Source organism: Shuttleworthella sp. MSX8B (assembly GCF_000524295.1).
Taxonomy (GTDB): domain Bacteria; phylum Bacillota; class Clostridia; order Lachnospirales; family Lachnospiraceae; genus Shuttleworthia; species Shuttleworthia satelles.
The window spans coordinates 39,356-53,831 of the sequence record NZ_JAQT01000009.1; the positions used below are offsets into that span (position 1 = coordinate 39,356).

13 protein-coding genes are annotated in these 14,476 nt (G+C 51.1%); all 13 read left to right on the forward strand.

Features of this window, described 5'->3' with window-relative positions:
• Window positions 1-115 precede the first annotated feature (115 nt).
• Window positions 116-1,294, forward strand: coding sequence for an ATP phosphoribosyltransferase regulatory subunit (gene hisZ, locus HMPREF1508_RS01425; protein ID WP_044958760.1), 1,179 nt, complete (start codon window positions 116-118; stop codon window positions 1,292-1,294).
• Between the two features lie 144 nt (window positions 1,295-1,438).
• Window positions 1,439-2,095, forward strand: a complete 657-nt coding sequence (gene hisG, locus HMPREF1508_RS01430) for an ATP phosphoribosyltransferase (RefSeq protein WP_044958763.1) — start codon at window positions 1,439-1,441, stop codon at window positions 2,093-2,095.
• The gene (gene hisD, locus HMPREF1508_RS01435) at window positions 2,092-3,408 is read left to right on the forward strand and encodes a histidinol dehydrogenase (RefSeq protein WP_044958766.1); all 1,317 of its coding nucleotides are present in this window, start codon (window positions 2,092-2,094) and stop codon (window positions 3,406-3,408) included. The genes hisG and hisD overlap by 4 nt, the downstream gene beginning before the upstream one ends.
• A gap of 187 nt (window positions 3,409-3,595) precedes the next feature.
• On the forward strand, window positions 3,596-4,189 hold the full coding sequence (gene hisB / locus HMPREF1508_RS01440) for an imidazoleglycerol-phosphate dehydratase HisB (RefSeq protein ID WP_044958768.1): 594 nt from the start codon (window positions 3,596-3,598) through the stop codon (window positions 4,187-4,189).
• 107 nt (window positions 4,190-4,296) lie between these two features.
• A complete protein-coding gene (locus HMPREF1508_RS01445; RefSeq protein WP_044958770.1) occupies window positions 4,297-4,797 on the forward strand; it encodes a hypothetical protein in 501 nt (166 codons plus the stop codon).
• A 391-nt stretch (window positions 4,798-5,188) separates the two neighbouring features.
• Entirely contained in the window at window positions 5,189-5,614 is a 426-nt protein-coding gene (hisI, locus tag HMPREF1508_RS01450; protein WP_044958773.1) for a phosphoribosyl-AMP cyclohydrolase, read from the forward strand.
• Complete coding sequence (locus HMPREF1508_RS01455; RefSeq protein WP_044958775.1) at window positions 5,611-7,494, forward strand: TIGR03960 family B12-binding radical SAM protein; 1,884 nt, start codon at window positions 5,611-5,613, stop codon at window positions 7,492-7,494. Before hisI ends, HMPREF1508_RS01455 begins: the two co-directional genes overlap by 4 nt.
• Window positions 7,469-8,227 (forward strand): TIGR03936 family radical SAM-associated protein, encoded by a 759-nt coding sequence (locus HMPREF1508_RS01460; protein WP_049906821.1) that lies wholly within the window; start codon window positions 7,469-7,471, stop codon window positions 8,225-8,227. The genes HMPREF1508_RS01455 and HMPREF1508_RS01460 overlap by 26 nt, the downstream gene beginning before the upstream one ends.
• 86 nt (window positions 8,228-8,313) lie before the next feature.
• Window positions 8,314-9,585, forward strand: coding sequence for a ribonuclease E/G (locus HMPREF1508_RS09575; RefSeq protein WP_049906822.1), 1,272 nt, complete (start codon window positions 8,314-8,316; stop codon window positions 9,583-9,585).
• Window positions 9,586-9,747: 162 nt separating this feature from the next.
• On the forward strand, window positions 9,748-10,425 hold the full coding sequence (locus tag HMPREF1508_RS01470) for a response regulator transcription factor (protein ID WP_006906189.1): 678 nt from the start codon (window positions 9,748-9,750) through the stop codon (window positions 10,423-10,425).
• A complete protein-coding gene (locus HMPREF1508_RS01475) occupies window positions 10,425-11,339 on the forward strand; it encodes a sensor histidine kinase (protein WP_044958777.1) in 915 nt (304 codons plus the stop codon). The genes HMPREF1508_RS01470 and HMPREF1508_RS01475 overlap by 1 nt, the downstream gene beginning before the upstream one ends.
• 345 nt (window positions 11,340-11,684) lie before the next feature.
• Window positions 11,685-12,440, forward strand: coding sequence for an ABC transporter ATP-binding protein (locus HMPREF1508_RS01480; RefSeq protein WP_044958779.1), 756 nt, complete (start codon window positions 11,685-11,687; stop codon window positions 12,438-12,440).
• Complete coding sequence (locus tag HMPREF1508_RS01485) at window positions 12,437-14,428, forward strand: ABC transporter permease (RefSeq protein ID WP_044958782.1); 1,992 nt, start codon at window positions 12,437-12,439, stop codon at window positions 14,426-14,428. Before HMPREF1508_RS01480 ends, HMPREF1508_RS01485 begins: the two co-directional genes overlap by 4 nt.
• Window positions 14,429-14,476 lie beyond the last annotated feature (48 nt).

Consider the following 14,476-nt stretch of genomic DNA (forward strand, 5'->3'; position numbering starts at 1 on the left):
TGGATCCATGACCTGGATCTCTTGTGAATCAACTTGACGCCAGCGATTAAGAGAGTAAAATAACTTTAATATGATACTGCGTTATCGCGTTAATCAGATAAAGTCAGGAGGGAAGATGAACGACCGCATCTTACACACGCCGGAGGGGGTAAGAGATCTCTACGGAGAAGAGCTGGCCAGAAAGAAGCATATTGAGAGAGCTCTGCACAAGAGACTGGCTTCTTTCGGCTATCAGCCCATTCAGACGCCGACATTTGAATTCTTTGACGTCTTCGGATCAAAGAGGGGCACTTCCCACGCGAAATCCTGGTACAAGTTCTTTGACCGGGAGGGGAATACCCTGGTTCTCCGGCCGGATATCACTCCCTCCATTGCCAGGGCCGCCGCGAAATATTTCACAGAGGAGGACAGGGCCATACGCCTCTCTTATCAGGGCAATATTTTCGATAACAATTCTTCCTATCAGGGGCATCTTAAGGAGAGCACGCAGCTTGGGGCTGAGCTGATCGGGGATCCTTCCGTCGACGCGGATGCCGAGATGATTTCCCTTGTCGTCTGCGGGATGCAGGCCATTGGCTTTTTGGACTTTCAGATTTCTGTGACGCACGCCGATCTTCTTTCCGGTCTTATGGATGCCTGCCGCTTTGATGATGACAACCGCGAGCGGATCCAGAGTCTGATTGAAAATCACAATCGCTTCGGTCTGCAGGAGTACCTGGAAGAGGAGTCTGTCCCTGCCGACCTGGCGGAGCTCTTTGACTCGATGACAAGGATTTACAACAGTCCCGCCGACTGGGCTGACCTGACGAATCGATGTGCTGCCTACCCCAAGATTACAGAGGCATTCGACCGATTGGAGCAGATCTACGAGATCCTCAAAATTTACGGAGTTGACTCCTATGTCTCTTTTGAGCCCGGGCTGCTGGCCTCCAGCGAATATTACACGGGGCTGATCTTTGCCGGTTATACCTTCGGAAGCGGACAGGCCTTCGTCAGAGGCGGCCGCTATGATCAGCTTTTGTCTTACTTCGGCAAGAATGCCGCAGCCATCGGCTTCGCGTTCTCTGTCGACCGGCTGATGCTGGCCGCATCCAGTCAGGAACTTGAGATCGAAGAGGACGGTCAGGACCAGCTTGTCCTCTACCACAGGTCCCAGCGCGTCAAGGCCCTGCATCTGGCTCATGACCTGCGCCAGGCAGGACAGAGGGTGACTTTAATTTCCTGCGAGGACACGAGAGATCTGGAGGCAGAGAAAAGCCGCTACGCCGGTGCCCGCCTGACATGCTTGATCTGAGTCAGAAGAGGCCGGAAATTGACGGGAGCACTGCTGGCGCAATGAAACGAAATTGAGAATGAAATAGAATCTGTGATAAGAGAAATTGATACCGGTTGAATCCAAATTGGTGTCAGTTGAATCAGGTATCATACGAGGTGAGATATGGCGGAAGAGAGATATTTGACGGTGGCTCTGGGAAAGGGACGCCTGGCGCAAAAGGCCATGCGGCTCTTCGAAAGAATCGGCATTTTCTGTCCGGAGATGGATGATTCAAAGACCAGAAAACTGATTTTTGTAGACGAGGCGCATAAGATGCGCTTCTTTCTCTCCAAGGGGCCGGACGTCCCCACCTATGTCGAGTATGGAGCTGCCGACATCGGCATTGTTGGCGAGGATACCATCTTAGAAGAGGGGCGAAAGATCTATGAGGTTCTTGATCTGGGATTTGGAAAGTGCCGCATGTGTATCGCCGGTCCCTCCTGCGCAAAGGATAAGCTCAGACATAAGGAGTTGATTCGCGTGGCAACCAAGTATCCGAAGATCACCCGGGACTATTTCTACAAGAAGAAGCACCAGACGGTAGAAATTATCAAGCTGAACGGGTCCATCGAACTGGCTCCCATTGTCGGCCTGTCGGAGGTCATATGTGATATTGTCGAGACCGGTTCTACCCTGCGTGAGAACGGACTGACTGTCTTAGAAGAGGTCGTGCCCCTGTCCGCCCGCATGGTCGTCAACCAGGTCAGCATGAAGATGGAGAACGAGCGCATCACCGCCTTGATCGAGGCGCTTAAGAGGGCGAGTCAGGAGGGAGCATGAAGATCACAAAATTAAATGACAGCAGTATCGCCAATATTTTAGACCAGCTCTTAAAGAGAAGCCCAAGCTCTTATCATCAGTTTGAGAAAAGCGTGCAGGAGATCATCGACCAGGTTCGGGAAAGGGGGGACTCGGCTCTCTTTGACTATACGGCCAGATTTGACGGAATTATGCTGGACGCCTCCTCTGTCCTCGTCAGTCAGGAGGAGATTGAGGAGGCTTACCGGAGGGTGGATCCCGCTCTCTTAGACGTCATCCGCAAGTCGATTGCCAACATCCGCGCCTTTCACGAAAAACAGCGTCAGAAGTCCTGGTTCGACGCCGATCATCCCGGCGTCATTTTAGGCCAGAGAGTGACTGCTTTAGAGCGGGTCGGGGTCTATGTTCCCGGCGGGAGGGCCGCTTATCCCTCCTCTGTTCTGATGAATGTCATTCCCGCCCGGGTGGCAGGCGTCCCCGACATTGTCATGACCACGCCGCCCGACAGGGAGGGGAAGGTCTATGCCCCCACTCTGGTGGCCGCCAAAGAGGCAGGGGTCAGCCGGATTTACAAGCTGGGCGGGGCTCAGGCGGTTGCGGCCCTTGCCTTCGGAACGGAGACGATTCCCAAGGTAGACAAGATCGTGGGCCCCGGCAACATTTACGTGGCTTTGGCCAAGAAGGCCGTCTTCGGTTACGTCTCGATTGATTCAATCGCGGGTCCGTCTGAGGTGATGGCCCTTGTCGATCAAAGCTGCAATCCCAGATATGTCGCGGCCGACCTCCTGTCTCAGGCGGAACACGACCCCATGGCCTCCGCCATCCTTGTGACAGACGATGAGAGGGTGGCCGAGGAGGTGATTCGCTGGGAGGATTACTTCACTGAAAAGCTGGCCCGCAGAAAGATCATTCGAAAGTCTCTTGAGGACTACGGATATGTTCTCCTGGCCGAAAATATGGATCAGGCCATCGCCTGCGTCAATGCCATCGCTCCGGAGCACCTGGAGATTGTGACCAGAGATCCCTGGGAGAGTCTGACCAGGATTCAAAACGCCGGGGCGATCTTCCTTGGCTCCTATTCCTCAGAGCCCATCGGAGATTACCTGGCCGGGCCCAACCATGTCCTTCCCACCAACGGTACAGCCAGGTTCTTCTCCGCCCTGTCCGTCGACGACTTCATCAAGAAGTCGTCTGTCATCTCTTACTCCAAAGAGGCCCTGCTGGGAGTTTATCAGGATGTGGCCCGGTTCGCGGAGGCGGAGGGTCTGACTGGTCACGCCAATTCTGTGCGTGTTCGCTTTGAGGAAGACGAGGAGAATGTAGAGTTGACTTGAATCTCTTCTAAAGTTGATCCGGCTCTGTCTATGATATAAGATTCAGATCACAGCAGATCGTTGAAAAGACTTTATAGAGAACAGGAAAAAAGAGAGACCAGTTGTATGGAGAGAACAGCCGGATCGAAAGATCAGCAGATGAAAGACAAGCCGGATGAAGAGATAAACAGCGTCAGGGAGGTAGAATATGGCTCAGGACAGAATCGCAAGCGTAAGCCGCAAAACCAGGGAGACGGAGATCGAAATCACAATCAATCTGGACGGATCCGGTCAATCTGAAATTGACAGCGGCATCGGCTTTTTCGATCACATGTTGGAGGGCTTTGCCCGCCACGGGTTTTTTGACCTGAAAGTTCAGGTCAAGGGAGACCTGGGTGTGGACTGCCACCACACCATCGAGGACACCGGCATTGTCCTGGGCAGGGTCATCCGACAGGCTCTGGGAGACAAGAGGGGGATTCGCCGCTATGGTTCCTGTATCCTGCCCATGGATGAGGTCCTGGTTCTGTCTGCTGTTGACCTGTCCGGCCGCCCCTATCTGCAGTTCGATCCCGTCTTTTACGCCCCCATGGTAGGGCAGATGGACACGGAGATGGTGAGGGAGTTCTTTTACGCCCTTTCCTACTCGGCTATGATGAACCTGCACGTGAAGATGCTGACGGAGGGAAACTGTCATCACATGATCGAGGCGATTTTCAAGGCCTTTGCCAAGGCCCTGGATCAGGCGGTCTCCTTTGATCCCAGAATTGAAGATGTCCTGTCCACCAAGGGGAAAATATGACGGCATCAATAGCTTGTTATTATTTTAATAAAAGTATACAATTAATAAAAATATTTTTTGAAAATTAATTAGAATATTTTCTAAACAAGAAAGCAGGGGGTGAATTTATGAACCAGACTATTTTAATTGTTTCAATTGTTGCACTTGTGTGGCTGATACTTTTTATTTTATTTATGCTGATAGGTAAAAAGAATAAAGCAAAAGCCTCTTCTTATCTTGAAAATAATAAAGATAAAGCGATTGTTCACTTATATTGCCGAAAAATCAAGATAGATAATCAGGATATTTCTGCTTTCAACCCTGTTTCTGGTGAAAATCTAGAAAAAATTCTGGCATTATCCGCGGGGAATCATTCTTTTGAAGGTATTTTTGAGTCAACAGATATATTTTTAGGGAAAACAAGGAATTTAAAAACTGAAAAATTACAGTTCGATCTTTATTTGGAGGAAGGACATACCTATACAGTAGCAATGTATCCGTATCCTCCAGAAGAAAGAAAAGATTATAATACAGCTAGTACTGGAACTGATATTTTGACAATTCCTTTAACTTTATATGAAGGAAGTGACAATATAAAAGCATATATTATCTGTTATAAAGAAGATTAGATATCATTATCGTGCTACACACGTCAGGCTTTGACGGGGTGAAAGAAAGAACACTCGCCGAACTTGGATTCTTTTGCTATAATGTCTGAGTAAAGTTCATTGGGGGAATCAATCGACAATCATGTCAGGGGGGTGACGGGATGTCTACATTATTTGCCTTTGTTCTTGTAACCGTTTTCTTTGTCGGCGCCGGAGCGCTGATCGGCACGAAAGACGATCGCTGACGGAGGAAAATACTCCGAAGGTGAAAACCGTTTCAGGATCAAGTAAAATGCAAGGAGATGAATTCCTGTGGGGTTCAGCTTCTTGCTTTTTTCATGAGTACAAAAGCGAATAATTGAAAGAGTCAGCAGGATGAGGAACGAGAAAGCAGATAAGATAAGGATATCCCATGGATCAGAGAGCAATTACACAAGATAAGTCCGGACAATTTTCTTTCCACCAGCCCCGTCTGCAGTGGTCTGATCTCAAGCGCAACGCAGACGGCATGGTCCCTGTGATTGTGCAGGAAGAGGGCAGCAAGGACGTACTGATGCTGGCCTATATGAATGAGGAGGCCTTTTTGAAGACTGTGGAGACAGGTCTCATGACCTACTGGTCCCGCTCCAGAACTGAGCTCTGGACCAAGGGCTTGACCTCCGGACACAGGCAGGAGGTGGTCTCTCTGATCGCTGATTGCGACTACGACACTATTCTTGCGACAGTGCATCAGATTGGAGGAATCGCCTGCCATACCGGCGCTCATTCCTGTTTTCACAATCCCATTGTCAGCGCAGATGGGCTGGACCAAAAGTCTGTTGACCAGGAGAATCTATGAGAAAACTTGCTCTCTCAGAGGATATTTTGATGCAGGTGGATAAGCCCGCCCGCTATATCGGCAATGAATTAAACAGCGTCATGAAGGATCCCTCTGAGGTCGCTGTCTCTTTTGTCATGTGCTTCCCTGACGTCTACGAGGTGGGAATGTCCCACCAGGGCATTCAGATTCTGTACGATATGTACAACAGGGAGGAGGGGATCTACTGCGAGCGCCTCTACTCCCCCTGGCCGGACTTGCACAAGATCATGAAGGAGAGGAATATTCCCCTCTTTACCTTAGAGACCCAGACAGCAGTCAGGGACAAGGACTTCCTTGGCATCACCATCCAGTATGAGATGTGTTACACCAACATCCTGCAGATCCTGGATTTGAGTCAGATTCCCCTTTTAGCTAAAGACCGCGGCGAGGAAGATCCCATCGTCGTCGGAGGCGGCCCCTGCACCTATAATCCGGAGCCCATCGCCCCTTTTTTTGACATGTTCTTCCTGGGAGAAGGGGAGGTCAACAATGTTGACGTCGTCCGCCTCTATGAGCGCATGAAAAAGGAGGGGGTCTACAGCCGAGAGGACTTTTTGCATGAGGCGGCCAAATTTCCCGGGGTCTATGTCCCTGCCTTCTTTACGCCGGTCTATCAGGAGGACGGTACGCTTGAGGACTGGGAGGTCAAATACGATGACATTCCAAGTCGGGTGCGCAGGCAGGTCATGATGGACATGGACCACGCGACGTATCCGGTTCACCCGATCGTCCCCTTTGTCCGCTCGGTGCAGGATCGTGTGGTCATTGAGATTATGCGGGGCTGCATCCGCGGCTGCCGTTTCTGCCAGGCCGGCATGGTCTACCGGCCGACCAGGGAGAAGAGCCTTGCGACGTTGAAATCCTATGTGGAGGAGATGCTTTCCTCCTCCGGCTATGACGAGATTTCTCTGTCCTCTCTGTCCTCCTCCGATTATCGGGGCCTGTCCGATTTTCTGGACTATCTGATTGACAAATGCGACCGGGAGAAGATCAATATCTCCCTGCCCTCCCTCCGCATTGACGCCTTCTCCTTAGACGTCATGTCAAAGATTCAAGATGTCCGCAAGTCCTCTGTGACCTTTGCCCCGGAAGCCGGTTCCCAGCGAATGCGGGATGTCATCAACAAGGGAATCAGCCTGGAAGAAATTATGTCAGGGGCAAAAGAGGCCTTTCACGGGGGCTGGAACAAGCTCAAGCTTTACTTCATGCTGGGCCTGCCCACGGAGACTGATGAGGACATTATGGCCATTCCCCGGCTGGGCAACGATCTGGCAGCCCTCTACTTTGAAGAGATCCCCAAAGACCAGAGAAATGGAAGAGCGCAGATCACCATGTCCACATCTTTCTTTGTCCCAAAGCCATTCACTCCCTTTCAGTGGGCCCCCATGCATCCGCCGGAGGACTACATCCGAAGGGCCAGGCTGGTCAAAGACACCATGCACGAGCAGCTCAATCGCAAGAGCCTGCACTACGAGTGGCATCATCCCCAGATCTCCGTATTAGAGGGGATTTTCGCCAGAGGGGACCGCAAGGTGGCCGATGCCATCCTCTGGGCCTATACCCAAAAGGGTCAGATCTACGATGCCTGGAGCGAGTACTTTAACGATGAGGTCTGGCAGGAGGCCTTTGACAGATTCGGTATTTCCGCTGATTTCTATGCCTATCGTCAGCGCCCCCTCGACGAAATCTTCCCCTGGGACTTCATCGACTGCGGCCTGACCCGTCCCTTTTTGGAGCGGGAGTGGAAGAATGCCATGGCGGGTAAACTGACGCCAAACTGCAGGGACCAGTGCTCCGGCTGCGGTATGAGATCGATGGGGGGAGGGGTGTGCTTTGAAAATCAGAATCCGCTTCGGTAAACATGGAGCTATGAAATACATCGGGCACCTGGATATCATGCGCTATTTCCAGAAGGCCATGCGAAGGGCCCGCATTCCCATGAAGTTCTCTCAGGGCTACCACCCTCATCCCATTATGTCCTTTGCGGAGCCCCTGGGCCTCGGCATTACTTCCGATGGGGAGTACATGGATATTGAGACGGAAGAGGGTCTGGATGGGCTTTCCGCTATGAAGGCGCTGGGGGAGACTATGGTGGACGGGATGGTGATTCATTCTCTTCGCCGGCTGCCCGAGAACGCGAAAAACGCCATGGCGTCTGTGGAGGCCTCCAGCTACCGCCTGACCTATCGCAGGGGCAAGGCGCCTCTTCAGCTGAGGGAGCTGATCGATGCCAGGGAGGACTTCTATGATCGGACAGAACATATTACAATTGTCAAGAAGACCAAAAAATCCGAGCGCTCGCTTGATCTCAAGCCCCTGATCTACCGCTGGGAGATTGAGCCTTTTATCCCGGGAAATCAAGCCTGTCCGGCGGATCCAGCGGACGAAGAATGCGGCCCTGTCTGCCACCGCATCATGCTGTCCTCCGGTTCGACGGATAATATCAAGCCGGATCTGGTCATGGAACATTTCCATCGCTTCCTGGGGCTGGATCCTCAGGAATATGCTATCCGCGTCTACCGGGAAGATATGTTCACCAGGGTGGATGGACAATTTGTCTCCCTGGAGGATGTGGGGGAGGAAATTTTTTGATTGGCGTGTCTAATCTGATAAGGCTTTGATGGGGATCTGATGAGGATCTGATGAGGATTTGATGGGAAACTTGATGAGGATACAGGATGCCGGAAATTTCAGAGCAGGAACAACTTGAGATATGCATTACCCGGATGCCCTGGAAGGACATAGAGATCGGGCTTTTTCTTGTTCGGACCGGGGACGGACAGGCCATTGAGCTGCAGGTGGAGAACCTGGCCAGACCCAGCATGGTCGGACAGATTCACATTGGACGGATTCAAAAATATCTGCCCTCCCTGCATGCCGCCTTTGTCGATATCGCAGACCAGAAAAAAGTCTTTCTCCCCGTGAAGAGTCCGGATGAACTCAATTATGTGCGCAGACAGTCCAAATCCGAGGGGATTCACGGAGGTGACGAAATCCTCCTGCAGATTGTCGCCGACCCCATCAAGAGCAAGGACGCCATAGGGAGCAGTGATATCGTCTTTAAATCCGCCGACGTCATTGCGCATTTGGGATCGGGAGAATCCGGTATCTCCAGGAAGATCAGCGGACAGGACCGAAGACGTCTCAGAGATTTTCTGTCAGCCTGCCAGGGGGAAAACTATCATTTGACCCTGCGGACGTCTGCAGCCTCTTTAGGAGAGGAGGAGTTGTCCGGGCAGGTCGAAGCTCTCGTTGAGCAAATGGAGGACTTTCAGGAGACCATCGGTCAGCAGGCGCTTTTTACGGTCTTTCAGCCTGGTCAGCCTCTTTGGATGGAGCGGCTGATGACCTATCCCGCCGGGCAGATCGCGTCCATCACCAGTGATTTAGAGGAGGTGATTGCCTCCTTTGCGGGAGAAAGAGATAATAGCCTTCACAGGCAGGGATTAAAAGGATTCTTAAGAACCAGGCGAGTCGACAGTCGACTGGCAGACTATGCTCCCCTCTTTCACGCCTACCGGGACGAATACCCCCTCTATCAGCTGCGCAATCTGACCCGACTGATGAAAGAAATCAGTTCAAGAACTGTCTGGCTTCCCTGCGGGGGCAATATCGTCATTGAACAGACGGAAGCTTTGAATGTGATCGATATCAATACCGGCAAGATGAAGGCGGGTGGCGGGAAGCGGGACGCCGTCCTGACCTGCAATCTTCAGGCGGCGGAGGAGATCGCCCGACAGATGCGGCTTCGAAATCTGTCGGGAATTATCATCATTGATTTTATCAATATGAGAGACAAGAGAGATCTGACCCGGGTGATGGAACATTTGTCCTCCTGCTGCAAGAGGGATCCCCAGGGGGTGAGTCTGGTTGACGTCACCGCTTTGGGCCTGGTGGAGATAACCAGGCAGAAGAAATACGCGTCATTAAAGCAGATTCTCTCATCATAATGCGATTTGTGGGCCCGCATCAACTGGACTGCTTACGCTCGGGACGAAAAAACTGCTTACGCTCGGGGAAAAACCCTGCATTTTATATAGAAGCCGGCTTGCGCTCATGACAGCGAGACGACCGCAAAGACGGTCATGGAATATGGGAAGGAATGATCTGATATGAATTTATTTCTTGTCGAGGACGATGAGATCATCGCTAAGTCTCTGGAAGAATATCTGACCAGCTGGGGCCATAAGGTGACATGTGTCCGCGATTTCACCAGGGTTGCCCAGGAGGTCAGGGAAGCGGCGCCGGATCTGGTCATCATGGATGTCGTGCTCCCCTCTTATAACGGTTTCTACTGGTGTCAGCAGATCCGCGCCTTCTCGACTCTGCCCATATTAATTCTGAGCTCTAAGTCTGATGATATGGATCTGATCCAGGGCATGCAGATGGGGGCGGACGACTATGTGACCAAGCCGGTCTCCCTAGAAGTGGTGCGCGCCAAGATCGACGCCCTTCTCCGTCGATCCTACGAGTTCGGGCAAAATGCCAATGAGCTCGTCTGGAATGGGGTGAAACTGGACCTTGCCAAGACCGCGATTTACTTTCGGGATCGACAGCTGGATCTGACCCGGACAGAGCTTTTGATCTTAGAACCCCTCTTTGTCGGCCGGGGAAAGGTGATCAGCCGGGAAGCCCTGATCGACCACTGCTGGCAGAGCGAGAACTTTATTGACGACAACACCCTGGCGGTCAATATCTCCAGACTCCGCAAAAAATTAAGGGAAATCGGCCTGGAAAATCTGATCGAAACCAAAAAGGGAATCGGCTACTGCCTGTCGGAGGAAACATAATGCCTGACAAGAAAGAAATCCTCGATTTTCTCCGTGAAATTCTTCCGGTCACGACAAGCTTGCTTTTGGTTGTAATTCTCCTTGCCACCATTTCTATGCTTGGCGGAATGGAGAACTCTTATATGATTCTCTGCATACAGATTATTGTCTTCTCCTGGCTGATTTACCTTGTCTTTGCCAGCTATCATGTCAGACGCCGGACGGACTTGAGCAGGGAACTGGAGAGGATTACGAAAGAAAAGCGTCAATTGGAAGAGGAGACCCTGCAGAGGCAGAAAGATCTGGAGGACTATTTCCTTCTCTGGATGCACCAGATGAAGACGCCGATCACAGCAGCCTCCCTGCTTCTGGAATCCGATTCTATGTCCTGTGACAGCAACGCCATTCGAATCAAATCCCGCCTGATGGAGATCAACGGATACGCCAATATGGCCATGTCCTATCTGAAGCTTATGCAAGATTCCAATGACATGGATCTGACCAGGGTGAAGCTGAAGCCGCTTGTGACAGAGATTTTAAAGCGCTACTCTCTCCTTTTCGTGGAAAACGACGATCGGATTGAGATTGACATTCCCAGGTCCGCCTATGTTCTGTCCGATGCCCGCAGTTTGTCTGTTCTTGTGGAGCAGCTCATCTCAAACGCGGTCAAGTACACGCGCGGGGGAAAGATCTTGATTCGCTATGATCTGGGCAAGAAAGCCTTGCTAGTTGAAGACACCGGCGCCGGGATTCCCGCACAGGACCTGCCCAAAATCTTCGACAGGGGCTATTCCGGTTTTAACGGACGCGCAACAGATAAGTCCTCCGGTCTGGGACTCTTTCTTGTAGACACGATTGCCAGGAAATTATCGCTTAAAATTGCTGTCGAATCCAAAGTGGGAGAGGGGAGCTGTTTTACAGTGCTCTTTCCCTGATTCAATCCAGCTTTTCCATGGATCGAATCCACCTTTCGCCTTGATCGGATCCACCTTTCGTCTTGATCGGATCCATCTTTTGCCTTGCTCGGATCTATCTTTCGCCTCGTGAGAGAAAAAGCAAGCTGCCCATATCATTTCCTCAGGCATTTGGCCGGGTAAGAGAGGATTTTCACAGCTTCCTTACAGGTCTGTAAGGAAGCTGTTATTTTATATAAATGCCTGCCCGACCGGATAGGTCTATGATGATAGCGAATCGGATGATCGATCGAAACGATCCTTCTGATTTTTGAGCGCACACATCAGACCGAAATGAGATTGAAACGATATCAGAGGAGGTATCCCATGAAAATACTGGAGCTGCAGGATGTAAAGAAGACCTACCGGTCCAGAGGCATCGAGACCCAGGCCCTGAAGGGGGTCAATTTCTCCGTCGACGAGGGCGAGTTCATCGCGATTATGGGCGAGTCCGGATCCGGGAAAACGACTCTTTTAAATCTGGTTGCCACCTTAGACCAGCCCACGTCCGGCAGTATTATCCTCGAGGGACAGAATCTGGCCCATCTCAAGGAGAAGGACATCGCCGCCTTCCGTCGCAATGAGCTCGGATTTGTCTTCCAGACCTTTAACCTCCTGGATCAGTTTACCAACCGGGACAATATCTATCTTCCCCTGGTTCTCTCAGGCGTCAGGGCAGAGGAGATGAAAAGCCGCCTGGCGGAGATTCAGGATCAGCTCATGATCGGAGATTTTGTAGACAAATATCCCTATGAGATTTCCGGCGGCCAGAAACAGCGCATTGCCACGGCAAGAGCGATCATTACAAAGCCAGCCCTGCTCCTTGCAGACGAGCCGACCGGAAGCCTGGATTCCGCTTCTGCTGACGCGATCATGAGACTCTTTACCAGAATCAATGAAAATGCTCAGACCATCCTCATGGTAACCCACTCCCTGCGCTCAGCTTCTTACGCCAGGCGGGTTCTCTTTATCAAGGATGGGATTGTCTTCCATGAGCTCTACCGGGGGGAGGAAGATCAGGAGGCCTTTATGGAGCGCATCCATCAGGCCCAGACAGTCCTCAGAAAGAAGGTGCTGGCATGACTACCATCGCAGCCCGTTTCGCTCTCAAAAACATCCGGGCAAACCGCCTGGTCAATATTCCCTTTGTCATTTCCAACGGCATTATGTTTCTTCTCTACAATGTCATGGTGTCCCTGCAGTCCAATCAATATGTTCTGACCAGGCATAAAGACCTGATCACTTTCATTCAATACGGGTCTTGGCTGATCTTGATTCTGGCCGGTGTTTTTGTCCTCTATTCCAATCGCTTTCTCATGAGTCGAAGGAAGCAGGAGCTGGCCCTCTATTCCATTCTGGGCCTGGAGAAACGGCATATCCGCCGAATCCTCTTCATCGAGCTCTTGATTCTCTTTGCTTTTATGACCATAATCAGCACCATTGGTGGCTTCATCTTCGGCAAGCTGATCTTTGCCGGACTCAATGAGCTGCTCCATGATTCCGGGGTCAAGCTGATGAACTACCCATTCTCCGCACAGGCCTTTCTTATGACGGCGGGATTCGAGCTGGCCTTCTTTTTTGTCCTCTTTGTCATCAACTGCAGCAAGATCCGCTCCAAGGCTCCTCTTGCCCTGTTGACAGGAGAGAAGAAAGGTGAAAAGGAACCGAGATCCAACTGGGTGCTCCTGGTTATCGGTCTGGCTGCCTTAAGCTATGGCTATTATCAGGCCATGCATGTAGAAGGGCTCTTATCCGCCATAAGCAAAATCGTCTTTGCTGTTCTGGCGGTTGCCCTGGCTACCTACTGCCTCTTTATCTCTTTTTCTGTGATCTATCTCAAGTACCGGCGAAAGAGGAAGTCTTACTATAAGGCCAGGAATTTTCTAAACATTTCAGGTCTTCTCTACCGCATGAAGTCTCACGCGGTCGGGCTTGCCTCGATGGCGATTATGGCCTGCGGGGTCATTCTGACCCTGTCAACGGTCTTTGTCATGTACTCCAACATGGAGAAAACGGTAGATGGACTCCTGCATAACCGCTACTATGAGCTCTACTCCATTCAAAATACGGAACAGTCTCCAAGTACGGATGAGCTTCAACAATGGGCAGGCGAAGTAGAGGAGAAAGCCCGTCAGACGACAGAAGCCTATACGAAGGTCAAGGACGGAATCAGTATTACCCAATTGACAAGTGCCGTCTTATATTCCAGTCAGGAGATAAAGTATGTTTCCAGGAAAGAGAAGGATCTGATGAATCCCAAAGACGGCTTTAAGACCGGCTTTGCCGTTTTGGGAAGTCTTGACGAATATAACCGGTATTTTGGAACTGATGTCAAACTCAGTCAGGGACAGGCTTTGATCTATAGTAACCGGGACAGCGTGTCAAACATCAAGAGCTTGAAGATAGGGGATAAGACCTACCAGCTCAGCAAGGGAAAGACCATGGTTTCGTCTAACTTCAATGTGGACTATATCTTTTTGGTTCTGCCGGATCAAAAAACCATGCTGGAGGTATCTGACCTGCTGCAGGCGCCTGACGAAATGGGGATGGGGACAATTACAAATTCCTATTACGCTTGGAATGCAGCCGATCAATCCGAGGCTCTAAACCGGGCAGTTAAGAGTATGAATCACGATAACTTTGTGGCAATCAATGAAACAGAGGCGAGAAATGAAGTCTATTCCCTCAACGGAGGCTTCCTCTTCCTGGGGCTTGTGGTCGGCCTGGTTTTCTTGATCGGAACGGTTCTTGTCACCTATTACAAGCAGGTCAACGAGGCCTATGAGGACCGCGAAAAGTATCAGATCATGAAACAGGTGGGACTCCCGGATGCCCTGATCCGCAGAACCGCGGCCAGTCAGATCGTATGGCTTTTCTTCGCCCCTCTTGCGGTGGCAATCGTTCACTGCCTTGCGGCCGGTAAGATCATGTCCAACATTCTGATCCTCTTTGGCGTGAGCAATATGACCTACTACATGATTCGACTTGGAATTGTGACAGGGATATTCGCCCTGGTCTACCTGCTGATTTTCTTCCTTACAAGCCGCATCTACTACCGAATCGTCCGTTAGTCGATTCGTAAGTTCGGTTGCAGTCCACTCTATGATCGGATCCATCGG